The 22,691-nt window shown below is 72.5% G+C and carries 22 protein-coding genes; 15 read left to right on the top strand and 7 right to left on the bottom strand.

Translation table 11 applies throughout. The features are described 5' to 3' along the window. Positions 1-21: 21 nt before the first annotated feature. Both ACQPXS_RS20615 and ACQPXS_RS20610 read right to left on the bottom strand, forming a co-directional pair. A complete protein-coding gene (locus ACQPXS_RS20615) occupies positions 22-1,590 on the bottom strand; it encodes an RICIN domain-containing protein (protein WP_433450819.1) in 1,569 nt (522 codons plus the stop codon). Between the two features lie 310 nt (positions 1,591-1,900). Next, a complete protein-coding gene (locus tag ACQPXS_RS20610; RefSeq protein ID WP_433450818.1) occupies positions 1,901-2,797 on the bottom strand; it encodes an RNA polymerase sigma factor SigF in 897 nt (298 codons plus the stop codon). Positions 2,798-3,042: 245 nt separating this feature from the next. On the opposite strand from ACQPXS_RS20610, the gene ACQPXS_RS20605 reads away from it, so the two are divergent. The 7 genes from ACQPXS_RS20605 to ACQPXS_RS20575 all read left to right on the top strand — a co-directional run bounded on the left by ACQPXS_RS20605 (position 3,043) and on the right by ACQPXS_RS20575 (position 10,731). Next, positions 3,043-3,420 (top strand): STAS domain-containing protein, encoded by a 378-nt coding sequence (locus tag ACQPXS_RS20605; RefSeq protein WP_351807444.1) that lies wholly within the window; start codon positions 3,043-3,045, stop codon positions 3,418-3,420. 318 nt (positions 3,421-3,738) lie between these two features. After that, positions 3,739-4,308, top strand: a complete 570-nt coding sequence (locus tag ACQPXS_RS20600) for an ATP-binding protein (protein ID WP_433450817.1) — start codon at positions 3,739-3,741, stop codon at positions 4,306-4,308. 328 nt (positions 4,309-4,636) lie between these two features. Next, a complete protein-coding gene (gene serS / locus ACQPXS_RS20595) occupies positions 4,637-5,920 on the top strand; it encodes a serine--tRNA ligase (RefSeq protein WP_433450816.1) in 1,284 nt (427 codons plus the stop codon). A 174-nt stretch (positions 5,921-6,094) separates the two neighbouring features. Continuing rightward, the gene (locus ACQPXS_RS20590; protein WP_433450815.1) at positions 6,095-6,760 is read left to right on the top strand and encodes an LPXTG cell wall anchor domain-containing protein; all 666 of its coding nucleotides are present in this window, start codon (positions 6,095-6,097) and stop codon (positions 6,758-6,760) included. A 121-nt stretch (positions 6,761-6,881) separates the two neighbouring features. Further along, complete coding sequence (locus ACQPXS_RS20585) at positions 6,882-8,384, top strand: hypothetical protein (RefSeq protein WP_433450814.1); 1,503 nt, start codon at positions 6,882-6,884, stop codon at positions 8,382-8,384. Continuing rightward, positions 8,381-9,460, top strand: coding sequence for a hypothetical protein (locus ACQPXS_RS20580; protein WP_433450813.1), 1,080 nt, complete (start codon positions 8,381-8,383; stop codon positions 9,458-9,460). Before ACQPXS_RS20585 ends, ACQPXS_RS20580 begins: the two co-directional genes overlap by 4 nt. After that, the gene (locus tag ACQPXS_RS20575; protein WP_433450812.1) at positions 9,457-10,731 is read left to right on the top strand and encodes a hypothetical protein; all 1,275 of its coding nucleotides are present in this window, start codon (positions 9,457-9,459) and stop codon (positions 10,729-10,731) included. The genes ACQPXS_RS20580 and ACQPXS_RS20575 overlap by 4 nt, the downstream gene beginning before the upstream one ends. 100 nt (positions 10,732-10,831) lie before the next feature. Here ACQPXS_RS20575 and ACQPXS_RS20570 read toward each other — a convergent pair whose 3' ends face one another. After that, positions 10,832-12,337 (bottom strand): oligopeptide:H+ symporter, encoded by a 1,506-nt coding sequence (locus ACQPXS_RS20570; RefSeq protein ID WP_433450811.1) that lies wholly within the window; start codon positions 12,335-12,337, stop codon positions 10,832-10,834. Positions 12,338-12,855: 518 nt separating this feature from the next. Between ACQPXS_RS20570 and ACQPXS_RS20565 the strand changes: the two genes are divergently transcribed. Together ACQPXS_RS20565 and ACQPXS_RS20560 are read left to right on the top strand one after the other, a co-directional pair. After that, positions 12,856-13,533: a response regulator transcription factor gene (locus tag ACQPXS_RS20565; RefSeq protein WP_020940464.1), complete on the top strand. Its 678-nt coding sequence runs from the start codon at positions 12,856-12,858 to the stop codon at positions 13,531-13,533. A gap of 53 nt (positions 13,534-13,586) precedes the next feature. Further along, on the top strand, positions 13,587-14,858 hold the full coding sequence (locus tag ACQPXS_RS20560) for an ATP-binding protein (RefSeq protein ID WP_351807454.1): 1,272 nt from the start codon (positions 13,587-13,589) through the stop codon (positions 14,856-14,858). Between the two features lie 19 nt (positions 14,859-14,877). Here the strand turns inward: ACQPXS_RS20560 and ACQPXS_RS20555 are convergent, their stop codons facing one another. Then, positions 14,878-15,384, bottom strand: coding sequence for a GtrA family protein (locus ACQPXS_RS20555; RefSeq protein ID WP_351807456.1), 507 nt, complete (start codon positions 15,382-15,384; stop codon positions 14,878-14,880). Between the two features lie 182 nt (positions 15,385-15,566). Here ACQPXS_RS20555 and ACQPXS_RS20550 point away from each other — a divergent pair, with 182 nt between their 5' ends. From ACQPXS_RS20550 to ACQPXS_RS20540, 3 genes are read left to right on the top strand one after another with little or no spacing between them, the layout of a single operon-like run. After that, positions 15,567-16,706, top strand: a complete 1,140-nt coding sequence (locus tag ACQPXS_RS20550) for a 5-(carboxyamino)imidazole ribonucleotide synthase (RefSeq protein WP_356311650.1) — start codon at positions 15,567-15,569, stop codon at positions 16,704-16,706. After that, complete coding sequence (gene purE / locus ACQPXS_RS20545) at positions 16,703-17,236, top strand: 5-(carboxyamino)imidazole ribonucleotide mutase (RefSeq protein ID WP_351807458.1); 534 nt, start codon at positions 16,703-16,705, stop codon at positions 17,234-17,236. Before ACQPXS_RS20550 ends, purE begins: the two co-directional genes overlap by 4 nt. 6 nt (positions 17,237-17,242) lie before the next feature. Continuing rightward, complete coding sequence (locus ACQPXS_RS20540) at positions 17,243-18,430, top strand: dipeptidase (RefSeq protein WP_351807460.1); 1,188 nt, start codon at positions 17,243-17,245, stop codon at positions 18,428-18,430. Here ACQPXS_RS20540 and ACQPXS_RS20535 read toward each other — a convergent pair. Further along, complete coding sequence (locus tag ACQPXS_RS20535) at positions 18,370-19,536, bottom strand: alkene reductase (protein WP_433450810.1); 1,167 nt, start codon at positions 19,534-19,536, stop codon at positions 18,370-18,372. The genes ACQPXS_RS20540 and ACQPXS_RS20535 overlap by 61 nt on opposite strands. Positions 19,537-19,597: 61 nt before the next feature. Between ACQPXS_RS20535 and ACQPXS_RS20530 the strand changes: the two genes are divergently transcribed. Together ACQPXS_RS20530 and ACQPXS_RS20525 are read left to right on the top strand one after the other, a co-directional pair. Then, a complete protein-coding gene (locus tag ACQPXS_RS20530) occupies positions 19,598-19,957 on the top strand; it encodes a MerR family transcriptional regulator (protein WP_433450809.1) in 360 nt (119 codons plus the stop codon). Between the two features lie 125 nt (positions 19,958-20,082). Next, entirely contained in the window at positions 20,083-21,177 is a 1,095-nt protein-coding gene (locus ACQPXS_RS20525; protein WP_433450808.1) for a dipeptidase, read from the top strand. 8 nt (positions 21,178-21,185) lie between these two features. Here the strand turns inward: ACQPXS_RS20525 and ACQPXS_RS20520 are convergent, their stop codons facing one another. Then, positions 21,186-21,578 (bottom strand): VOC family protein, encoded by a 393-nt coding sequence (locus ACQPXS_RS20520; RefSeq protein WP_390682657.1) that lies wholly within the window; start codon positions 21,576-21,578, stop codon positions 21,186-21,188. Positions 21,579-21,598: 20 nt separating this feature from the next. Further along, positions 21,599-21,973 (bottom strand): VOC family protein, encoded by a 375-nt coding sequence (locus ACQPXS_RS20515; protein ID WP_356311641.1) that lies wholly within the window; start codon positions 21,971-21,973, stop codon positions 21,599-21,601. Positions 21,974-22,068: 95 nt separating this feature from the next. Between ACQPXS_RS20515 and ACQPXS_RS20510 the strand changes: the two genes are divergently transcribed. After that, the gene (locus ACQPXS_RS20510; RefSeq protein ID WP_433450807.1) at positions 22,069-22,575 is read left to right on the top strand and encodes a CGNR zinc finger domain-containing protein; all 507 of its coding nucleotides are present in this window, start codon (positions 22,069-22,071) and stop codon (positions 22,573-22,575) included. The last annotated feature ends 116 nt before the right edge of the window (positions 22,576-22,691 follow it).

Genomic DNA, 22,691 nt, shown 5'->3' with positions numbered 1-22,691 from the left:
GGGGGCGCAGGGCGGCCGGGCTCACCGCGCCCCCGCCCGCCACCGCTGCTCCCGGCCGTCGTCCAGGGGCAGCAGGGACACGCCGTATCCGCCGTCCGGGGTCACCGCCGTCTCGATGGCGATGTTCGGGCGGATCGTGCCGTCGGGGTCGACGGTGAAGCGAAGGTTCTCGCCGTTGCCGCCGTAGACCGAGTCGCACGTCCAGATGCCCACGCCGCGGTCGGTCGAGCCCCGGCTGTCCAGGCAGAAGTCGTCGTCGGCCGCCGAGCGCAGCACGCCCAGGTAGGTGTCGAACCTCCAGCGCTGGGTGTCGGCGGAGGAGCAGGGGGCCGTGATGACGTCGTTGCCCCGCGACAGATCGCCGTCGCGGATGTCCAGGCAGCGGCCCGTGGCCAGGTTCACCACCTGGGCGAAGGAGGTGCCGGGGGGTGTGAACGCGGGTGTCGGCTTCGCAGTGGGCTTCTCGGCGCGCGGCGGGTGCGTGGCCGGGCGGGACGGGCTCGGCGAGGGGGACGGGGAGCGGGGGGAGGGGGAGTTCGTGGGAGAGGGTGACGCGGAGGGGGTGACGGAGACCGTCGCCGTCACCGTCACCGGTGGCGCCGTGGGCGTCGCGGCCGTCGGCTGCTGGTCGTCGGTGCGGGCCGGGGTGAGGGCGAACACCAGGAGCGGGGTCAGGGCCACGCCCAGGGCCGCCGAGGCCAGCAGGACGCGGCGCCGGGGCGGCCAGGACGGACGCACGGCGGTGGGGCAGGGGGCGGCCGGGGGCTCCCCGGCGCGTATGTACACCGTTCCGCTCCACGGCAGCAGGCCCTCCGCCAGGGTCGGCCGGGGCGCGTCCCGCAGGGCCCGCAGGTCCTCGAACGCGGCCGTGCAGTGCGGGCAGCGGGCCATGTGGGCGTCCAGGTCGGGACTGCGGCGCGGGCCGTCCGGCCGTACCGCCTCCTCGATCAGCCGGCGGAAGTCGGCGCAGCGCGGGTCGTCGGAGGCGGCGAGACGGTCGCGCAGGCAGGCCTGGGCCAGGGCCTTGAGGGCCTGCGGGGTGCCGTAGGCCACGTCGACGCCGCTCAGGCCGAGGAAGGCGGCGGTGCGGTCCTGCGCCTCCGCCTCCAGCACGCCGTACCAGATCAGGCCCTGGGTGCGGGAGGGCAGCGAGCGGAACGCCGGGAGCAGGGGCGGGGTGGGGCCCTCGGGCAGGCCGGAGGCGTTCAGGACGAGCAGCAGCCCGGGGTCGACGCCGGCGGAGCGCTCGTCGCGTGCCCAGCCGGCCGCCAGCCGCGCGGTGAGCAGCAGCAGCCGGTGGCGCAGCGGGACGGCCGGGTCGACGCCCCGGGCCGTCTCGCGGGCCGCCGTGGTGAAGACCTCGGCCGCCAGCCGGCGCGCGGCGGACTCGCCCGCCGCGCACAGCCGGGCGTAGGCCAGGACCGCCGGGTGGTGCCGGCGGCGCAGTTCCTGCAGCGCGGGGTACGCCGTCGCCGTGGGGGAACGGAGCAGTTCGGTCAGCCGGGCGTCCGGCGCGTCCTCGTGTTCCGCGGGTGCTCCGGTGCCGCCCGCCTCGGTTCCGCCCGTTCCGGCCCCGTCCCCCTGAGCCATGCGTCCAGCCTCCTCGCGCCCCGGGGGACCGCGCCGTTGCGTCCCCGGTCTGACATACCGGCCAGTAGCCAGTTGGGGGGCCATAGTGGTCGAGGGGGACCGCAGGGGAAAGAGGTTTCCGCGGGTAACCACATAACGGTTGGGACCACGGGGCCAGTTGAGCGCGAGAGCGGCCGGGAACCGGGAATGGCGGGTGGAATCGGGGATACCCGTGCCACCCGGAGGGGTGGGTCCGGCGGCGGCAACGCCGCAGCGGCCCGGCACCGGTGGCCGGGCCGCTGCGAAGGCGTCACGGCAGCGGACGCGGAGGTCACTCCTCGATCGTCAGACCCTTGCGCAGCCGTACCAGCGTGCGGGACAGCAGCCGGGACACGTGCATCTGGGAGATGCCGAGTTCCTCGCCGATCTCCGACTGGGTCATGTTCGCCACGAACCGCAGGGAGAGGATCTTCCGGTCCCGTGGCGGGAGTTCGGCGATCAGCGGCTTGAGGGACTCGACGTACTCGATGCCCTCCAGCCCGTGGTCCTCGTACCCGATGCGGTCCGCGAGCGCGCCCTCGGTCTCGTCCTCCTCGGGCTGGGCGTCCAGCGAGGAGGCCGTGTACGCGTTCGAGGCGGCCATGCCCTCGACGACCTCGTCGTTGGAGATGCCGAGCTTCTCGGCGAGCTCCTGGACGGTCGGGGCCCGGTCCAGCCGCTGGGCCAGCTCGTCCCCGGCCTTGGCCAGGTCCAGGCGCAGCTCCTGCAGCCTGCGCGGAACCCGCACGGACCACGAGGTGTCGCGGAAGAAACGCTTGATCTCGCCGATGATGGTCGGCATCGCGAAGGTGGGGAATTCCACCCCGCGGGCGAGTTCGAAGCGGTCGATCGCCTTGATCAGGCCGATGGTGCCGACCTGGATGATGTCCTCCATCGGCTCGCTGCGGGAGCGGAAGCGGGAGGCGGCGAACTTCACCAGCGCGAGGTTGAGCTCGACGAGGGTGTTGCGGACGTACGCGTACTCGTGCGTCCCTTCCTCCAGCGACTGAAGGCGCTCGAAGAGGGTCTTGGACAAGGCCCGCGCGTCGACCGGGCCGATCTCGTCGTACGGGGGGATCTCCGGGAGTCCCTCGACAGGATCGAGGGGGTCGATGGGATGATCCAGTGGTTCCGGTGGGGGTGTCGACGTCGCGAGCGGGGTATGCGATTCGTCGAGCCGGGGTGACATGGTGTCCTCCATCGTTCTCGGCATATGGCTGCCGAAGCCGTGCGTGCACTGCGGTGTGCGGCGCCTCCGAAGCCGGCGTGTAGGGGCAGGTGTCCTTACTAGCCCTACCTGCTCGACCGACAGGATCGCAAGTGCGTTCTGTTCGGGTATGTCCGGTTCTGTGAAGTTCTTCAGGTGTCGGAGTGTGCGGGGAGGGCGTAATGTTCGAGAGCAGTCAGCGTCCACGACCTCGGGAGAGAGACGGCATGGACCACGGGACGGTCGGCAGCGCACAGTCGGGCCGGCTTCTGGTGGAGGTGCGGGAAGAGGGCTCCAGCGCCGTTGTGACACCGGCGGGTGAGCTCGATCACCACACCGCCGATCTTCTGCGCGAGCCCCTCGACGACCTTCTGGGCAAGGGTTTCTCACGCCTCGTCGTGGACTGCACCCGCCTGGAGTTCTGCGACTCCACGGGCCTGAACGTCCTGCTCGGAGCCCGGCTCAAGGCCGAGGCCGCCGGCGGCGGGGTCCATCTGGCGGGGATGCAGCCGGTGGTCGCCCGCGTGTTCGAGATCACGGGGGCCGAGGCGGTCTTCACCGTGCACGACTCCGTGGAGGCGGCCCTGACCGACGGCGCCGGCTGAGTCCGCCGTCCGCCGCCCTCGTCCGTGTGTCACCGGCCGCGGGCGCCCGCACCCGGCACGCCGAAAACAGGGGTGTTGTGCCGTATCGGCCGGGCAGGAGAGGGCAGGAGGAAGGCGGGGCACCCCCTGACGACCGCCGGCCCGGACCGCCCCGGGACCGGCGCAACGACTGGACGGACGTACGTGCGACGGACGGGCGAGCAGGACATCCCGCGCGGACGGCGGGCGGACGACGTACGGACGACGTACGGACCGGCCGGCACGAAGCGGTGCCGGCCGTTGAATCGTGAACTGGTGAATCGGTGAGGTGAAGCGCTGATGAGCACCACCCGGCCTTACCCGCCGGGCGACCGCGGCCCGGAGCCCAGCGGCGCTTCCGGGGCGTCCGAGGGGGATGCGCCGACGCCAGGCGTGCCCACGGGCGCAGCCGCGCCGTCCGTGCCGTCCGGGCCCGCCGGCGGCACCCAGGGCACCGGCGGGCCGCAGGTGCGCAGAATCGGCCTGCAGGGCGAGAGCGGGGTCGTCCCGCTCGCCCGCGACTTCGCCCGCCAGGCGCTGTACGCGTGGGGCTGGCTGCCCGCCGCGGGCGCCGACCAGCGGGCCGCGGCCGAGGACGTGCTGCTCGTGGTCTCCGAACTGGTCACCAATGCCTGCCTGCACGCCGAGGGCCCCGACGAACTGCTCCTGGCCTGCGACAACAAGGTGATCCGGGTCGAGGTCTCCGACCGCGGCACCGGCCAGCCGGCCCCCCGCACCCCGCACCGCGCCGGCCGTCCCGGCGGCCACGGCATGTTCATCGTGCAGCGGCTGTGCCTGGACTGGGGCGTCGTCCGCGCCGCGGGCCGGCCGGGCAAGACGGTGTGGGCGGAGCTGGGCGCACCGGCGTGAGCCCCGCCATGGCGCCCGGGGAAATTCGTTTTCCCGTGGGTACGGCCCTTCCTACCCTGGGCGCAACGCGCTGACGGAGACGAGTAGCCCGGGCTCAGCGAGCCGAGAGAGCCGCCACCCGCTGTGAAGGCGGCCTCGCACCCCGGTGTGAATCCCCTCCCGAGTGCGGGGAGGAAATGCCCCGCCGGCCGGCCCCCGTCATCGGGCCCGACGAGGCCGTCGTACGACGGCGAAGGCGTGGTGGCACCGCGAGCACCCTCTCGCCCACGCCCCGAGGGAACCGACCCGGGGCGGACCATGCCGCCCCGCCGACCAGTTGGGCAGCACCATGCTTGACGTCACCCTCATCCGACAGCACCCCGAACGCGTCCGCGAAGGCCTCGCCAAACGCGGCCTGGACGTGGACCTCGACGCTTTCCTCGACCTCGACCAGCGGCTGCGTGAGGCCCGTACGGCCCTGGAGCGGCTGCGCGGCGAACGGCGCCGCGTCTCGGCCGACATCGCGGCCCGCCGCCGGGCCGGCGAACCGGCGGACGAACTCCTCGACAGGGCCGCGGAACTGGCCGACCGGGTCGCCGGGGCGACCGCCGCGCACGGCAGGCTGGACGCCGCACACCGCGCGTTCCTCGACGGGCTGCCGAACCTCCCCGACCCGGACGTGCCCGCGGGCGGCAAGGAACACAACGAGGTCGTCCGCACCGGGGGCGCCCGCCCGGAGTTCGCATTCCCGCCCCGCGACCATGTACGGCTCACCGAGGACCTCGCGCTGGTCGACCACCGGCGCGGCGCCGTGCTCGCCGGCAGCGGCAACTGGGTCTACCGGGGCGAGGGCGCCGCGCTGGAGTGGGCCCTGCTCAACCACTTCCTGGACCGCCACCGCCGGGCCGGGTACACCTTCGTCCTGCCGCCCCACCTGCTGACCTGGCAGGCCGGTTACACCGCCGGCCAGTTCCCGAAGTTCGCGGACGACGTCTTCGTCACCGACCGCGGCGCCGACGGCCGTCCCGAGCGGTTCCTGCTGCCCACCGCCGAGACCGCGCTCGCCGCCCTGCACCACGGCGAGACCCTCGACGAGCGTGAGCTGCCCCTCAAGTACGTGGCCTACACGCCCTGTTACCGCAAGGAGGCCGGCGGCTACCGCACCGCCGAGCGGGGCACCCTGCGCGGCCACCAGTTCAACAAGGTCGAACTGTTCCAGCTCACCCGGCCCGACGGCTCGGACGCGGCCCAGCGGGAACTGCTGGCCATGGCCGAGCGGTTGGTGACCGAGCTCGGCCTGCACCACCGGGTCACCCGGCTCGCCGCCGGGGACACCAGCGCCGCGCAGGCCGGCACCTACGACGTCGAGGTGTGGCTGCCCAGCCTCGGCACCTACGCGGAGGTCAGCTCGGTGTCGAACGCCCGCGACTACCAGGCGCGGCGCGGCGGCATCCGGTACCGGCCGGCCGGGGGCGGCAGGGCGGCTTACGTCCACACCCTCAACGCCTCGGGCCTGGCCACGAGCCGTCTGGTGCCGGCCCTCCTGGAGCAGCACCAGCGGCCCGACGGCACGGTCGCCGTGCCCGAGGTGCTGTGGCGCTGGGGCCTGCCGGAGGTGCTGCGCAGGCCGTAGGCCCCGGCCCGCCCTCCACTCGGGCCACGCGTCACACACGCCGGATCGTCACAACTCCGGCGTGTGATGCGTCTTCCCTCCTCGCGGTGCCGGGCGTACCTTGACGGCCAAATCTGATGCGCCGTCAGGGAATGCTCGCCCGCACGCATCCGGAACGAATGGGGTGGACCGACCGTGTCGTACCCGAAACGCACCGCCGCGCTCGCGTCCGCCGCGGCCCTGGCCGGCTCGGCGGTGCTGCTGTCCGCGCCGGCCGCCCACGCCGACGTGGTCGACGTCGACTACCGCTGCCAGACCCCGATCGGCGTCAAGAGCGCCGTCTCGCCCATCGACATCAAGGGCGTCAAGAGCGGTAGCGGCTACAGGATCACCATGTCCTGGCAGAAGGGCGTCTCCTCCAGCCCCGTCGAGCTGGGCAAGGGCGCGATGACCCCGAGCGCGAGCATCAGGCTCGGCGGCGCGGACAGCGGCACGCTGCCGGTCAGCGGGCCCGCCAACGCGGCCGCGATCCCCGCCAACACCCCCATCAAGATCAGCGACCTGACCGGCACCTACACGCCGAAGAAGACCGGCAAGGTCACCTTCACGCCGGGCACGCTGATCATCAAGGCGCTCGGCACGACGACGACCTGCACACCGACCAACAGCCCGAAACCGGGCCTCACCCTGGACGTGACCGCAGCCGGCGGCTCCTCCTCGACGTCCTCCGGCGGACAGCTCCCGCAAACCGGCCCCGAGGACGACGCGATCGCCCTCGGCACACTCGGCGGCACGGTACTCCTCACCGGAGCGGCGGGCACCCTTTGGCTGACCCGCCGCGGCCAGCCGTCGCGCCGCTGACCTGGTCCGACGACGGCCGGGGCGCGGGCCGACGGCTCGAGCCCGGGTGACCGCCGAAGCCGAGGTCGTCGTCGCAGCCCAGATCACCCGTCGGAGTCCAGGCCAACCGCTGGAGCCGCCCATGCTGTCCGCCGCCCGCGCCCTGACCCGCGCGCGTCCCGTCCTGCTCTCCGCCCGCGCCGCCCTGACCCTGGTCCTGTGCCTGTTGGCCGCCCCCGGCGCCTTCGCCACGCCCGCGGAGTGGTCCCTCGCGCCCGCGGGCGGGGGCCGTCCGTCCTTCTACGCCGAAGGCTCGGCCGGGACGGTTCTGCAGGACACGGTGGTCGTCACCAACCCCGGGCGGGCTCCGGTCGTCGTACGGCTGTCCGGAACCGGCCTGCGGACCGTGTTCGCCGGCGAGGCCGGGAACGGGATACGCGTCCCGGCCCGCACCCGCGCCGAGGTGCCCTTCACGATGACCGTGCCGGCCGGGGCCGCGCCCGGCGACCGCTCCGGTGCCGTCGTCGCGCGGGACACGCGGGGGCGTACGGCGACCGTCCCGGTCCGGCTGCGCGTCGGTGGCCCGGCGCTCGCCGCGCTGACCGTCGAGCACCTCGCCGTGCACGCCGACCGCATCACGTACGAGCTGGTCAACCGCGGTACGACTGTGCTGGCGCCGCGGCTCGCGGTGCGCGCGGACGGCGTCCTCGGGCGGGTCCTGGACCGCGCGCCGCGCACCCTCCCCGTCCACCTGCGCCCCGGCGCCCGCGTGAAGCTCACCGAGCCCTGGCCCGACCGGCCCGCGCTGGACGCGGTCGACGTACGGCTGACGGTCACGGCCCCGGGCGGAGCCCACGACACGGCGACCACGTCGGCCCGGTTCGTGCCGTGGCCGACGGTGGCGGGCGTCGCGTTGTTCGCGGTGGCGGTCGCGGCATTCGCAGCCCGCGGACGGCACCGCCCCACGCCCACCGACGACCCTTCCCCCGAGGACTCGGCCCCGGCCGCCCCGAGGCTCAGCGCCCCGACGCCCGGTGTCCCGGCCCCCGACGGCCTGGTGTTCCGGGTCGCCTCCTTGGATCCGGTCACGATCGGCACCCCGGCTCCCGACGTCCCGGCGTCCCGGGTCGCTTCCTTGGATCCGGTCACGCCCGGCTCCCCGGCCGCCCTGGAAGGCCCTGTGCCTGGCTCCCTGGCGACCGGGGTGCCGAATCCCGGCCGTCCGACGCCCAGAGGCTCGACCCCTGCTGTCACGGCTCCCGACGTCCCGGCGTCCCGAGTCCCCTCCTCCGATCCGGTCACGCCCGGCTCCCCGGCCGCTCCCGAAGGCCCTGTGACCGACCCCTTGGCCTGCGACGGCCCGACGTTCCAGGTCTCCGTCTCCGATTCCTTGACGACCGGCTCCCCGGCCCCCACCGCCCCGCCACCCGACGGCCCTGTGACCGGCCCCTTGGCGACCGGGGTGCCGAAGTCCGGCCGGGTGGTGCCCGGTGGCCCGTCACCCCGCACGGCGCTCGGAGCCTCGAAGGACGCCGAACCCGTCGGGCGGCCGCCCAGCCGGTCGGCACCCGGTGGTGTGCGAGGCGCTGTTGCCGCCGGTGTCCCATACCTCGGTGGGGAGTTGACGGAAGGTGCGGTGAAGTGAGCGGGAAGGCAAGGATTCTGCGGCCGGTGGCGGTGCTGGTGGCGGTGCTGGCGTTGCTGGGTGGCGGCGGCCCGGCGTATGCGGTGGACCGCCCCGTCGTGAAGCTGTCGGTGACTCAGGCCGGTGCCGGAGGCTCGGTCACCGTCAGCGGAAGTGGCTGGAGAGCGCACACCCTGCTGATGGTGTTGGTGTGCGGGCGGGCCACACCGGACCGGGGGGTCATCGGCGGCACCAACTCCTGCGCCAACGGTGACGGCCGGGCCGTGACCACCGACGCCCAGGGGGCCTTCAGCCGGAAGCTCCCGGTCGCCGAACCTCCCGTGCCCTGCCCCTGTGTGGTGCACGTGGCCACCGTCACCGGCGCCGAGGCGGAGGCGGACGCCGTCCTGCAGGTCGCCGGGCATCCCGTCGCCCCGCTGTCCGCCGAACAGTCCGGGGGACGGCTGGCGATTCTCTCCGACACGCGGCTGACCGGGTCGAGCGGACTGCTCACCTGGTTCGGGGCGCCGCCGAGCCGCACCCTGGTCTTCACCGTCGGCAACACCGGCACCGGCGCGATCGAGGACCCGGTGTTCCAGGTCGGCTCCGCGCACGGCGTCTTCGCCCCGCAGTGGGACGACCGGCAGTGGCACGGCACCCTGGCCCCGGGCCGGAAGGCCGAGGTCAGACTGCCGGTCGAGCTGACCGCCGGGGCGCACGGCGACTACACCGTCTCCCTGAAATACGCCGGCAGGGTCCTCGCCGAACAGCCGTGGGGCGTGGGCCGCCCCTGGGGCGTGACGCTGTTCTGGATCCTGCTCTGCCTGGTCGTCCCGGCCGCGCTCTTCCGCGCCGGCATGGCCGTGGTGGACCGGGTGCGCCCGCGCCGACCCGGCGCCGCCCGCCTCACCCGCACCCTGCGCCTGCCCCGGCTGCTCCGCACCGGCGGCCGTACCAGCGAACCGCCCCCCACGAACCCGACCCTGCCGTGGTTCGCCCCGGACTCCGTCCCGGGCGACCCGGCCGGCCGGCTCTCCGCACCGCACTCCGACAGCCCGGCGAGTCCCACGACTCCCACCACGAAAGGACCGACGTGAGCATCCGAAGGAGAGGTACGGCCGCGGGCGCCGCGCTGGCGCTGAGCGGTGCGGGCGTCCTGCTGGGCCTCGCCGCGAGCCCCGCGCAGGCGGCCGAGGTGTCGTACGCCACCCACTGTGTGCCGCCCGCCGGCATCAGCCCGATCGACGGCACCACGAAGGTCGAGATCACGGCCCCGGCCACGGCGAAGGTCGGCGACACGGTGGACGTCGTGTGGAAGTTCGTCCAGGCCGCGTCCAAGAACCCCGACATCATCGACCTGCCCGCGAACTCCGTCCAGCCGTCCGGGATCCTGAAGGCGGCCGGGGCACAGGCCGCCGACATCGCGATGCAGGGGACGCGCACGAACCCCGCGATCCCCAAGGGCGGCGCGATGGTGCTGTCCGACATGAAGGGCAGCATCAAGCTGACGACGGCCGGCGAGGTGACGCTGACGCCGGACGCGTACACCGTCAACGCGATGTCGACCGACACCAAGTGCACGCCGAAGGAGACCGTGCAGAAGGCGGCGGCCATCCAGGTCACCGGTGGGGGCGGGGGCGGCACGTCCAGCCCGACGCCGACGCCGTCGACGACCCCCACACCGTCGGCCACGCCGACGACCACGGCCTCCCCGACCGCCACCGGCGGCAACGGCCAGACCGACTACACCGGCAAGGAGGTGCAGGTCCCCTACGCCTGCAAGACCCCGATCGGCGACAAGAACGCGACCTCACCGGTGCAGATCAACGCCAGGAGGAACGGCGGGAACTTCGACCTCACCGTGCAGTTCAAGAAGTCGGTGATGAACAGCCCCGCCGACATCCCGAAGGGTTCCGTGAAGCCGTCCATGGAGGTGGTGCTGGGCGGCGCCGACAAGGGCACGGTGCATGTGGAGGGGCCGACGAACGCCAAGGACATCAAGTCCGGCGACCCGATCGAGATCCCCGACCTCACCGGCACCTACAAGCCCGGCGCGAGCGGCACCTCGACCCTGTCCCCGGGCGTCCTGACGATCAAGGCGCTCGGTACGACCACGACGTGCACGCCGACGAAGACGGAGGTCTCGCTCACCCTGGACACCAGCCGGCAGCCGGGGGGCGCCTCGGGCGGCACCTCCACGTCGGGCGGCTCGACGGCCGGCGGCAGCGGCACCTCCGGCTCCGGCGGCCTCGCCGAGACCGGCGCGAGCGACCACGGCGCCCTGAAGGCCCTCGGCCTGGTGGCGGGCACGGCGATCCTGCTGGGCGGTGCGGTGTTCACGTTCATGCCGAAGCGAAGGACGCGCTGACTCCCGGACACGAAGAGGGCCACCGCATGCCGAGATGCGGTGGCCCTCTTCAGGGAGCCGTCCCAGTGGACGTCAGCACGTCACCGGACGTCAGTGCACGTCAGTGCACGTCCCCCATGAGCTTGTTGACCTTCTTGCGGTACATCCACACCGCCGCACCGGCGACGACGGCGAGCACGGCCTCCAGGGCGACGAAGCCCATCTTGTCGAGGTTGATGCCGCCGATGGCCGGGTTGGACACCAGCGCGGTGACCGAGTCGCCCGCGGTGACCGCGAGGAACCAGACGCCCATCATCTGCGAGGCGTACTTCTTCGGCGCCATCTTCGTCGTCACCGACAGACCCACCGGAGACAGCGTCAGCTCACCGACGGTCTGCACGAAGTAGATCGCGACCAGCCACATCGCCGCGGCCTTGTGACCGCCCTCGGCGATCGACAGCGGGGCGAGGAAGAGGAAGAAGGACGTACCGATCAGCACCAGGCCGGAGGCGAACTTCACGATCGTGCTCGGCTCCTTGCCGCGGCGGTTCAGCCACAGCCACAGCCAGGCGAAGACCGGCGCCAGGGCCATGATCATGACCGGGTTGACCGACTGGTACCAGGAGACCGGGAACGTCCAGCCGGCGATCGAGTTCCTGGCCGAGCCGTCCGCGAACAGCGACAGGGTCGAACCACCCTGGTCGTAGATCATCCAGAAGACGGCGGCGGCGACGAAGAACCAGACGTACGCCGACACCTTCGACTTCTCGGCCGAGTCCAGGTCCTTGTCCCGGCGGATGCGGGCGATGACCAGGATCGGCACGATCAGACCGATGAGGGTGAGCGGGATCAGCGCCCAGTTCAGGGTGAAGTGGCCGGTGCCGCCGACGACGCCGTAGAAGACCGCGGCGATGGCGAGCCAGATCAGGCCCTTGCGCAGGGTGGCGGACTTCTCCGCGGGGCTCAGCGGGGTCGGGACCTCGCTGCTCTTCGGGTTCAGGTGACGGCCGCCCAGCAGGTACTGGGCCAGACCCAGCGCCATGCCGAGCGCGGCCAGCGCGAAGCCCAGGTGCCAGTTGACGTTCTCACCGACGGTGCCGATGACCAGCGGCGCGGCGAAGGCACCCAGGTTGATGCCGATGTAGAAGAGGGTGAAGCCACCGTCCCGGCGCGGGTCGTCCGGGCCCTTGTAGAGGTGGCCGACCATCGTGGAGATGTTGGCCTTCAGCAGACCCGAACCGATGGCGACGAGACCCAGGCCGACGAAGAAGCTGGCGGCCACGGGGAGCGCGAGGCACAGGTGGCCGAGCATGATGATCAGGCCCGCCACGGCGACCGTCTTGCGAGGGCCGAGGAAGCGGTCCGCGACCCAGCCGCCGGGCAGGGCGAGCAGGTACACGAGCGACACGTACACCGAGTAGATCGCGGTCGCCGTGCCCGCGCTCAGGTGGAGGCCGCCCGGGGCCACCAGGTACAGCGGGAGCAGAGCCCTCATGCCGTAGTAGGAGAAACGCTCCCACATCTCGGTCATGAAGAGAGTGGCCAGGCCGCGGGGGTGGCCGAAGAAGGTCTTCTCGGAACCGGGGGTGCCCCGGCGGACCGAGTCCTTCGTCAGGCTGGACGCCATGGTCGTTCCTTGCTGGTCGGGACGCGCTGCTGGAGCGTTGCGCGCCCGGTGGGGTCGGCCGGCACCGGCGGGGTCGGCCGCCCGCCCCCAACGCCCGAGGGGATTTCCGCCTCCGGGTCTCGGAAGCGGTGGACGGCGACCACCGGGATCCACGCCCCGTCGCGCGTCGATGCGCTGCGGAGCCCGGCCAGAGGTCATTCCTTTCAAGGCTGATCTTCATCAACCGCACACAAAAGAGACCTTCAGCGACGTCTGCGCGCCGAAGGTCCCCTGGTGTACTACAGGCGTTCAGGTCACTGTAAGGCAGGACACTGCCGGATATGGAAGGACTTGAGACGCGGATCACAGGTGTCGAAGGAACCGCAGCACCTGAATCGAAGGTCCTTCCTACGATCGCATCCCCAGAGCGATGGTTCGTACCAACGCCGTGCCGACGCCGTGCCGGCGGCGTGCGAAGGTAAGAGTTCCTGGCAGCGATCACACCCCAGCACCGTGCGCGGGCGGTCTACCATCACCTCATGACCCGTGTACTGCTCGCCGAGGACGACGCGTCCATCTCGGAGCCGCTGGCCCGCGCCCTGCGCCGGGAAGGTTACGAGGTCGAGGTGCGCGAGGACGGACCCACCGCGCTGGACGCCGGCATGCAGGGCGGCGTCGACCTGGTCGTACTGGACCTGGGCCTGCCGGGCATGGACGGCCTGGAGGTCGCCCGCCGGCTGCGGGCCGACGGCCACACCGTGCCGATCCTCATCCTGACCGCGCGGGCCGACGAGGTGGACACCGTCGTCGGCCTGGACGCGGGCGCCGACGACTACGTCACCAAGCCCTTCCGGCTCGCCGAACTGCTCGCCCGGGTACGGGCCCTGCTCCGGCGCGGTGCCGCCGAGCCGCAGCAGCCGCCGGCCACGCACGGGGTGCGGATCGACGTCGAATCGCACCGGGCGTGGATGGGCGACGAGGAACTCCAGCTCACCGCCAAGGAGTTCGACCTGCTGCGGGTGCTGGTGCGGGACGCCGGCCGGGTCGTCACCCGCGACCAGCTGATGCGCGAGGTCTGGGACACCACGTGGTGGTCCTCCACCAAAACCCTCGACATGCACATCTCCTGGCTGCGCAAGAAGCTCGGCGACGACGCGGCGAACCCGCGCTACATCGCCACGGTGCGTGGAGTGGGCTTCCGCTTCGAGAAGAGCTGAGCCCCTCCCCGGAGCCCCTTCCCAGGGCCAGCGATCACCTCAGGTAACGGAACATGCGCCGACGTCTCATCCAGTCCACCCTCGCCGTCGTCCTCGTGGTGATCGCCGTCTTCGGCATCTCCCTCGTGATCGTCGAGACCCGGACGATCAGCAACAGCGCCCAGGAGCGGGTGGAGTCCGAGGCGGTGCGGCTGGCCAGCATCGTGGACAGCCGGCTCCTCGCCGCGGAGAAGGTCAACGCGGACGCGCTGCGCAACCCCGTCAGCAAGGAGCAGTACGCGGTCATCCGCATGCCCGGCCAGGCGCCCATCGAGATCGGCACCAAGCCGCAGGGCGATGTGATCCGCGCCACACAGCGGGGCGAGGAGGGCGAGAGCGTCACCGTGGAGGAACCGCGCTCCGCGGTCACCCGCGAGGTCGGCCGGACCCTGCTGATCATCGGCCTGGTGGCGCTGCTCGCGGTCATCGCGGCCGTGCTGCTCGCCGTACGCCAGGCCAACCGGCTCGCCTCCCCGCTGACCGACCTCGCGGAGACCGCCGAGCGGCTCGGCTCCGGCGACCCGCGCCCGCGGCACAAGCGCTACGGCGTCCCCGAGCTGGACCGGGTCGCCGATGTGCTGGACTCCTCCGCCGAGCGGATCGGACGCATGCTGACCGCCGAGCGGCGCCTGGCCGCCGACGCCTCCCACCAGCTGCGCACCCCGCTCACCGCGCTGTCCATGCGCCTCGAGGAGATCACCCTCACCGACGACCCGGACATCGTGAAGGAAGAGGCGAACGTCGCGCTCACCCAGGTCGAGCGGCTCACGGACGTCGTCGAGCGGCTGCTGACGAACTCCCGCGACCCGCGCACCGGCTCCGCCGTCACCTTCGACCTGGACGAGGTCATCCAGCAGCAGCTCGCCGAATGGCGGCCCGCCTACCGCAGCGCCGGCCGGGCCATCGTCAGCTCCGGCAAGCGGCATCTGCAGGCCGTCGGCACCCCGGGGGCCGTCGCCCAGGTGCTGGCGGCGCTGATCGAGAACTCCCTCATGCACGGCGGCGGCACGGTCGCGCTGCGCACCCGCGTCACCGGCAACCAGGCCGTGGTCGAGGTCACCGACGAGGGCCCGGGCGTCCCCGCCGACCTCGGCGCGCGGATCTTCGAGCGGACGATCAGCGGACGGAACTCCACGGGGATCGGCCTGGCCGTCGCCCGCGACCTCGCGGAGGCCGACGGGGGGCGCCTGGAGCTGCTTCAGGCCCAGCCACCGGTCTTCGGCCTGTTCCTGTCGCGTACACCGCCGGCCCGCAAGACCGAGGAGGACCTGCCGACGGTCCGGTGAACCGCGGCCGCGAACCGGGTCAGGGAACCCGCTGGGACTTCGGCTCGGGCTCGCTGTGCGGCTTCTTCGCCTCCGCCACCAGGATCGACTCCGCCTCCTGCGCGGGCATGGCCCGGAACACCCAGGTGCGGTACGACCAGAAGCGGAACAGGGTCGCGATGCCGATGCCGACGAACTTGAAGACGTTGCTCTGCAGCGGGCTGTCCCAGCCGAACCCGTAGGTCGCCGCGTAGAGCACGCCGTTCTCGATCACCAGGCCGATCGCGCTGAAGAAGAGGAAGAGCGTGAGTTCCTTGGTACGGCCGCTCTTGTCGCGGTCCCGGTACGTCCAGTACCGGAAGCCCACGTAGTTGAAGGCGATGGCGACCACGGTCGCGATGATGCTCGCGCGCACCACCGGCAGGTCGGAGACGTGCCGGACCAGGTTGAAGACGCCGAGATTGACAAAGATGCCCGCAACGCCGACGGTGCCGAACTTGGCCACCTCGCGTACGAGCCGTTGCAGCCCCGAGGAACGAGGTTCCATGGCTGTGCAGCTCCCGTCGGTAGGTTTCGTCGGCCCAGCCATGCTATCCAGACGAACCCTCCACCGCCTGTGCACAAGGCCAAGACCAGGAAACAGGTCGGAAAGAGGGTGGAAAGCGGCTGGTAAGAGTTTGTGAGAGGGACACGATCCGGCCGTCCCGGCGTGGCCGATACGCTAGGGGTGTGACGTTCCCGGTAGTCGGCATGGTCGGCGGGGGGCAGCTCGCGCGTATGACGCACGAGGCGGGCATCCCGTTGGGCATCAGGTTCAAGCTTCTCAGTGACACCCCTCAGGACTCGGCGGCCCAGGTCGTGAGCGATGTCGTCATCGGCGACTATCGCGACCTGGACACGCTGCGCGAGTTCGCGCGCGGTTGCGACGTGATCACCTTCGATCACGAACATGTACCCACCGAGCACCTCAGGGCCCTGGAGGCGGACGGCATCCCCGTGCGTCCGGGCCCCGACGCGCTGGTGCACGCCCAGGACAAGGGCGTGATGCGCGCGAGACTCGACGCGATCGGCATCCCGTGCCCGCGGCACCGGATCGTCGCCGACCCCGGCGACGTGGTCCGGTTCGCGGCCGAGGGGGACGGCTTCCCGGTGGTCCTCAAGACCGTCCGCGGCGGCTACGACGGCAAGGGCGTGTGGGTCGTGGACTGCGCCGAGGAGGCCGCCGAGCCGTTCCGGGCCGGTGTCCCGGTCCTCGCCGAGGAGAAGGTCGACTACGTCCGCGAGCTCGCCGCCAACGTCGTACGCTCCCCGCACGGCCAGGCCGTCGCCTACCCGGTGGTCGAGTCGCGGCAGGTCAACGGCGTCTGCGACACGGTCATAGCCCCGGCGCCCGACCTGGACGCGTCCCTCGCCCTGCAGGCCGAGCAGATGGCCCTGACCATCGCCAAGGAACTGGGTGTCGTCGGGCACCTCGCCGTCGAGCTGTTCCAGACCCGCGACGGCCGCGTCCTCGTCAACGAACTGGCGATGCGCCCGCACAACTCCGGCCACTGGAGCCAGGACGGCGCGATCACCTCCCAGTTCGCCAACCACGTCCGCGCGGTCCTCGACCTCCCGCTCGGCGACCCGCGTCCGCGTGCCACGTGGACGGTCATGGTCAACGTCCTGGGTGGCGACTACCCGGACATGTACTCCGCGTACTTGCACTGCATGGCCCGCGACCCCAAGCTCAAGATCCACATGTACGGCAAGGACGTGAAGCCCGGCCGCAAGGTCGGTCACGTCAACACCTACGGCGACGACCTGGACGACGTGCTGGAACGCGCCCGTCACGCAGCCGGCTATCTGAGAGGCACCATCACCGAATGAGCACCGCTGCCGGCCCCGTCGTGGGCATCGTCATGGGGTCGGACTCCGACTGGCCCGTCATGGAGGCCGCCGCCAAGGCCCTGGACGAGTTCGAGATCGCCTACGAGGTCGACGTCGTCTCCGCGCACCGCATGCCCCGCGAGATGGTCACGTACGGCGAGCAGGCCGCCGACCGTGGGCTGAAGGTGATCATCGCCGGTGCCGGCGGCGCCGCCCACCTGCCCGGCATGCTCGCCTCCGTCACCCCGCTGCCGGTCATCGGCGTGCCGGTGCCGCTGAAGTACCTCGACGGCATGGACTCGCTGCTGTCCATCGTGCAGATGCCGGCCGGGGTCCCGGTCGCCACCGTCTCCGTCGCCGGTGCCCGCAACGCCGGTCTCCTCGCGGCCCGCATCCTCGCCGCGCACGACGAGGACCTGCTGCACCGGATGCGCGACTTCCAGCAGGACCTCAACGACCAGGCCACCGAGAAGGGCAAGCGGCTGCGTGCGAAGGTCGAGGGGTCGAGCGGCTTCGGCTTCGGGAAGTAACAGGCAATGACCTCACTGGACGAAGCACGGTCCCTGCTGCGCGAGTTCCCGGTCGTCGACGGCCACAACGACCTGCCGTGGGCGCTGCGCGAGCAGGTCCGCTACGACCTCGCCGCCCGCGACATCGCCGTACGGCAGGACGCCCATCTGCACACCGACATCCCGCGGCTGCGCGCGGGCGGGGTCGGGGCGCAGTACTGGTCGGTGTACGTACGCTCGGACCTGCCCGGGGCGGTGCCGGCGACCCTCGAACAGATCGACTGCGTACGCCGGCTCATCGCCCGGCACCCCGCCGATCTGCGGGCCGCGCTGACCGCCGCCGACATGGAGGCGGCGCGCGCGGAGGGCCGTATCGCCTCCCTCATGGGCGCGGAGGGCGGGCACTCGATCGACAACTCCCTCGGCACCCTGCGCGGCCTGTACGAGCTGGGGGTGCGCTACATGACGCTCACCCACAACGACAACAACGACTGGGCGGACTCCGCCACGGACGAGCCGAAGGTCGGCGGTCTGTCCGCGTTCGGCCGCGAGGTGGTCCGCGAGATGAACCGCCTCGGCATGCTGGTCGACCTGTCCCACGTGGCCCCCACGACCATGCGGGCCGCGCTGGACACCACGTCCGCGCCGGTGATCTTCTCGCACTCCTCGGCGCGGGCCGTGTGCGACCATCCGCGCAACATCCCCGACGACGTCCTGGAGCGGATGGCCGCGGGCGGCGGCATGGCGATGGTGACGTTCGTGCCGAAGTTCGTGCTCCAGGCGGCGGTCGACTGGACGGCGGCGGCCGACGAGAACATGCGCGCCCACGGTCTGCACCACCTGGACACCAGCCCCGAGGCGATGAAGATCCACCAGGCCTTCGAGGAGCGCAATCCGCGCCCGGTCGCCACGGTGTCCACGGTCGCGGACCACCTGGACCACATGCGCGAGGTGGCCGGCGTCGACCACCTGGGCATCGGCGGCGACTACGACGGCACCGCCTTCACCCCGGACGGTCTGAACGACGTCTCCGGCTATCCGAACCTGCTCGCCGAGCTGCTGGACCGCGGCTGGTCCAGGGCCGACCTGGCCAAGCTGACCTGGCAGAACGCGGTACGGGTGCTGGGCGCGGCGGAGGACGTGGCCCGTGACCTTCAGGCGACCCGCGACCCGTCCGACGCCACCATCGAGTCGCTGGACGGCAGTCCCGCCTGATCCGCGAGGGCGGGGTAGTCGTTGTAGCCGGCGGCCCCGCCCACGTACATGAAGTACCGGTCCCGGACCGGGTTGAGCGGTGCGCCGAGGCGCAGCCGGGTGACCAGGTCCGGGTTGGCGAGGAACGGCCGGCCCAGCGCGACCAGGTCGGCGCCTGCCGCCAGCATCTCCCGCGCGGCCCGGGTGACGCCCTGCGTGGACAGGCCGGTCAGGTCGGGGTTGCCGATGAGGACGCCGGGCCAGTCGGCGCGGATCCGCCGGTACCAGCCGGTGGCCGGGCCGGAGCGCACCAGGTGCAGATAGGCGAGGTCCAGCCCCTTCAGGCGGTCCAGCAGCGTGGCGTAGAGGCCGTCGGTGTCGTCCTCCAGGACGCCGTTGACCGTGCTCGCGGGGGAGATGCGGATGCCGACCCGGTCCGCGCCGATCGCGTCGGCCACCGCCTCGGTCACCTCCGCCGCGAACCGCACCCGTCGCGCGGCCGGGCCGCCGTAGGCGTCGGTGCGGCGGTTGGTGTTGTCCGCGAGGAACTGGTGCAGCAGCATCCCGTTGGCGGAGTGCACCTCCACGCCCTCGAAGCCCGCGTCGACGGCCCGGCGTGCGGCGGCGGCGAAGTCGGCGATCGTGGCGCGGATGTCGTCCGCCGTCATCTCGCGCGGGACCGCGGCCCGCCGGTGGCCCTGCGGGGTGAAGATCGTCTCCGGCAGCGGGACGGGGGAGGGCGCGAGCGGGGTGAGGCCGGTGGTCGCCGGATGGCTCACGCGGCCGCCGTGCTGGAGCTGGAGGAACATCCGCCCGCCGGCCGCCCGCACCGCGTCGGTGACCCGCCGCCAGCCGGACACGTGCCGGTCGGTGTGGATCGCGGTGATGTCCGGGTACGTCTGTCCGACCGGGTTGGGTGTCGTGCCCTCGGCGATGATCAGTCCGGCGGAGGCGCGCTGGGCGTAGTGGGTGACCATCAGGTCGGTGGGGGTGCCGTCGGCCTCCGCGCGGTTGCGGGTGAGCGGGGCCATCACGAGGTGGTTGGGCAGGGCGAGCCGCCCGAGCCGGGCCGGTGCCAGGAAGTCGGTGGGGTCCGTGAGGTCCGTGGAGTCCGTTGTCTGCGTCATGCCGGCACGGTAGAACTTGACACCGATGTGAGATTCAAGCCCTCTTCCGGCGGAGGCGGACATGCGGATCGGTGAACTCGCCCGGCGCACCGGCGTGAGCGAGCGGTCGCTGCGCTACTACGAGACCCAGGGGCTGCTCACCGCCGAGCGCACCCCCGGCGGCCACCGCGACTTTCCGGAGGCGGCCGTCGACCGGGTCATCCGGATCCAGGAGCTGTACGCGGCCGGGCTGCACAGCGAGAAGATCCGGCAGCTGCTGCCCTGCATGCGCGACCGGGACGGCGGACCCTCGGCGATCGCCACCCCGCGTCTGGTGCGGGACCTGACCGCCGAGCGCGACCGGATCGACCGCATGATCGCCGATCTGCGGCGCTCCCGGGAGACCCTGGACGAGGTCATCCGCACGGCCCGGGAGGCCTGACCGGCCGTACCCCCGAACGCCCCACTCACCAGGAAGCCATCCTCCCCTCCGTGCGACCGTGGCGATACGCCCCAGCCCGACGCAGCTCTCGACCGCGTAAGCCACGACGACGTACGGAGCCCGCCATGGCCGACCTCCAGGACGACATCCCCTCCACGACCGAGGTCGGCGAGGACGGCGGCCTGCCGGACGACCCTTTTGTCTCGGAGCACGCGTCCCTGCAGCGGGCCCACGCCCTGCTGGCCGCCCACCCGGTGGCCGACGGCTACAGCGGACTGCCGTGGGCCCTGCGCCATCTGTCCTGGTACGACCTGGAGCTGGGTGAGGCGGCCGTCGACACCGACATACCGCGGATGCGGGAGGGGCATGTGGGGGCGCTGTTCTGGTCGCTGCACCTGCCGGAGGGCACCGGCGGCGACCGTGCGACCTCCGCGACGCTGGAACAGCTGGACCAGGCGCGGTCGGTGATCGAGGCCCATCCGGAGGGCCTGCGCCTGGTGGGCACCGCCGGGCAGATCATCGACGCCCGCAACTGCGGCCGGGTCGCGGTGGTGCTGGGCCCGGCCCATGCCGGCGCGCTCGACGACTCCCTCGGCATCCTGCGGGTCCTGCACGCCCTCGGCCTGCGCGTGCTCACGCTCGCGGGCACCGCCTGGGCGGGGGAGACGGGGCTGAGCCGGTTCGGCGAGGAGGTGGTGCGGGAGATGAACCGGCTCGGTGTGGTCGCCGATGTCTCCGGCGCGTCCCGGGCCACCGCCGCACGTGTTCTCGCGCTGTCCAAGACCCCGGTGCTGTGCACCCGCTCCGCCGCCGGGGCTCTGCGCCCGCACCCGGCCAACCTGTCCGACGAGCTGCTCGCGGCGGTGGGCGCGGCGAGGGGCCTGTGCATGGTGCCGTTGACCGCCGAGCAGACCGGGCCGGCGGTCCAGGACGTCGCCGACCACCTCGACCACGTCCGGGACGTGGCCGGCCCGGAGTGCGTGGGCCTGTCCGGCACCTACGACTCCGGCGCCGCCCACCCCCGCGACCTCGCCGACGCCTCCCGCTACCCCCACCTGATCGCCGAACTGCTCCGGCGCGGCTGGTCGGAGACCGAGCTGGCCCTGCTGACCTGGGGGAACGTCCAACGGGTGCTGCGCAGCGCGGATTTCGCGGCGCGGGCCGCGCAGCACCGCCGGGAGGCGTCCAACGCGAGGATCGGGGAGCTGGACGGCTCCTGATCAGGGCGTCACGGGTGCTCGATCCGGCACAGGCAGAACGGATGCCCGGCCGGGTCGGCGTACACCTGGAAGTCCTTCTTCTCCCGGTCCTCAAGGTCCAGCGGCCGGGCGCCGAGCGCCAGCACCCGCTCGTGGGCCGTGTCGATCTCGGCCCAGGTCCGGCCCGCGTCGAAGTCGAGGTGGAACTGCTGGCCGTTGCGGTCCGCGCGCGGCCACTCCGGCGGGGTGTGCCCCTCGGCCCGCTGGAAGGCCAGCCGCGGCCCGTCCGGCACCCGCAGGACGACCCAGTCGTCGTCCTCGGCCTCGGGGGTGCCCCCGGCCACCGCCGCGTAGAAGGCGGCCAGCGCGTGCGGATCGGGGCAGTCGAGCACGACGGAGCGGAAACGGGCGACGGACGCCATGGTGTCCTCCTTCGGACGGCTCAGCAGGCGCACAGGCAGAACGGGTGCCCAGCGGGGTCGGCGTACACACGGAAGGTCCGCTCGCGGTCCTCCGCGTCCAGCGGCCTGGCGCCCAGTTCCAGCACGCCCTTCTCGGCCGCGTCCAGGTCCTCCACCACCAGGTCCAGGTGGAAGTGCTGCGAGGCGTCCGGCGCGGGCCACTTCGGGGGCACGTACCCGGGCGCCCGCTGGAAGGCCAGCGCCGTCCCGCCGGGCACCTTCAGGTCGACCCACCCGTCGTCCTCGGGGTCCCCCTGCACCTCCACCGTGCCGCCCAGCACCTCGGCGTAGAAGCCGGCCAGCGCACGGGGGTCGGGACAGTCCAGCACCACGACGCCGAGCTTGGCGAGAGCCATGACTACCTCCTTGTGTCACGGACACGGTTACCCGTAGAACCGGGTAACCGGTAACGGTTACTGCATGCTCCCGCATTGGGGGTAACGTCGCAACCATGAATGAGAGATCGGCCGCTCCCGGAGCCCTGGCGCTGGTCGAGTCCCTGGTCAACACGCTGGACGTGGAGACCGGCGCCGACACGCTGGACACCGAGGAGGGCCGGGGGCGCTTCGGGATCACCGAGGACGGGCTGGCGGAGGCGCGGGAGCTGCGCGAGTCGCTGCGGGCCGTGCTGCTCGCGCACGCCGGGCACCCCCCGCACCGCGAGGTCGCCCCGCTCGGCCGGCTGCTGGCCCACGCCCCCCTGTACGTCGCCGTCGACGACAGCGACGGCTCCGCGGCCCTCGCCCCCGCCCCCGACGCCCCGCTGCTCTCCCGGGTCGCCGCCGCCGTCGCCGAGGGCCTGACGCAGGGCACCTGGATGCGGCTGAAGGCCTGTGAGGCCCCCGACTGCCACTGGGCGTACTACGACCGCAGCCCGGCCGGACGCGGCCGCTGGTGCTCCATGCAGGTGTGCGGGGCACGGGCGAAGATGCGCCGGTACCGGGCCAAGGAGGGGTAAGACACAGGCCGTTCACCGGCCACGTATGTGTCCGGTGGTGCAGAATGCGGAAAGACGCCGGTTCGGCCGACTGAGCCTCGGCCGAACCGGCGTCGCCGTATGTCCTCGGGGGCTGT

Origin of the sequence: Streptomyces sp. CA-142005, assembly GCF_050942335.1 — a bacterium.
Taxonomy (GTDB): Bacteria; Actinomycetota; Actinomycetes; order Streptomycetales; family Streptomycetaceae; genus Streptomyces.
The sequence above is the reverse complement of the archived record's forward strand: the minus strand, read 5'-3'. Positions and strand labels throughout refer to the sequence as shown.

What these genes read in the sequence shown, in the direction of transcription:
- ACQPXS_RS20540 (WP_351807460.1), top strand. Translation starts at nt 17,243, where the DNA reads ATGACCTCACTGGACGAAGCACGGTCCCTGCTGCGCGAGTTCCCGGTC.
- ACQPXS_RS20610 (WP_433450818.1), bottom strand. Translation starts at nt 2,797, where the DNA reads ATGTCACCCCGGCTCGACGAATCGCATACCCCGCTCGCGACGTCGACA.
- ACQPXS_RS20570 (WP_433450811.1), bottom strand. Translation starts at nt 12,337, where the DNA reads ATGGCGTCCAGCCTGACGAAGGACTCGGTCCGCCGGGGCACCCCCGGT.
- ACQPXS_RS20600 (WP_433450817.1), top strand. Translation starts at nt 3,739, where the DNA reads ATGAGCACCACCCGGCCTTACCCGCCGGGCGACCGCGGCCCGGAGCCC.
- ACQPXS_RS20530 (WP_433450809.1), top strand. Translation starts at nt 19,598, where the DNA reads ATGCGGATCGGTGAACTCGCCCGGCGCACCGGCGTGAGCGAGCGGTCG.
- ACQPXS_RS20555 (WP_351807456.1), bottom strand. Translation starts at nt 15,384, where the DNA reads ATGGAACCTCGTTCCTCGGGGCTGCAACGGCTCGTACGCGAGGTGGCC.
- ACQPXS_RS20515 (WP_356311641.1), bottom strand. Translation starts at nt 21,973, where the DNA reads ATGGCTCTCGCCAAGCTCGGCGTCGTGGTGCTGGACTGTCCCGACCCC.
- purE (WP_351807458.1), top strand. Translation starts at nt 16,703, where the DNA reads ATGAGCACCGCTGCCGGCCCCGTCGTGGGCATCGTCATGGGGTCGGAC.
- serS (WP_433450816.1), top strand. Translation starts at nt 4,637, where the DNA reads ATGCTTGACGTCACCCTCATCCGACAGCACCCCGAACGCGTCCGCGAA.
- ACQPXS_RS20520 (WP_390682657.1), bottom strand. Translation starts at nt 21,578, where the DNA reads ATGGCGTCCGTCGCCCGTTTCCGCTCCGTCGTGCTCGACTGCCCCGAT.
- ACQPXS_RS20605 (WP_351807444.1), top strand. Translation starts at nt 3,043, where the DNA reads ATGGACCACGGGACGGTCGGCAGCGCACAGTCGGGCCGGCTTCTGGTG.
- ACQPXS_RS20615 (WP_433450819.1), bottom strand. Translation starts at nt 1,590, where the DNA reads ATGGCTCAGGGGGACGGGGCCGGAACGGGCGGAACCGAGGCGGGCGGC.
- ACQPXS_RS20585 (WP_433450814.1), top strand. Translation starts at nt 6,882, where the DNA reads ATGCTGTCCGCCGCCCGCGCCCTGACCCGCGCGCGTCCCGTCCTGCTC.
- ACQPXS_RS20560 (WP_351807454.1), top strand. Translation starts at nt 13,587, where the DNA reads ATGCGCCGACGTCTCATCCAGTCCACCCTCGCCGTCGTCCTCGTGGTG.
- ACQPXS_RS20565 (WP_020940464.1), top strand. Translation starts at nt 12,856, where the DNA reads ATGACCCGTGTACTGCTCGCCGAGGACGACGCGTCCATCTCGGAGCCG.
- ACQPXS_RS20535 (WP_433450810.1), bottom strand. Translation starts at nt 19,536, where the DNA reads ATGACGCAGACAACGGACTCCACGGACCTCACGGACCCCACCGACTTC.
- ACQPXS_RS20525 (WP_433450808.1), top strand. Translation starts at nt 20,083, where the DNA reads ATGGCCGACCTCCAGGACGACATCCCCTCCACGACCGAGGTCGGCGAG.
- ACQPXS_RS20510 (WP_433450807.1), top strand. Translation starts at nt 22,069, where the DNA reads ATGAATGAGAGATCGGCCGCTCCCGGAGCCCTGGCGCTGGTCGAGTCC.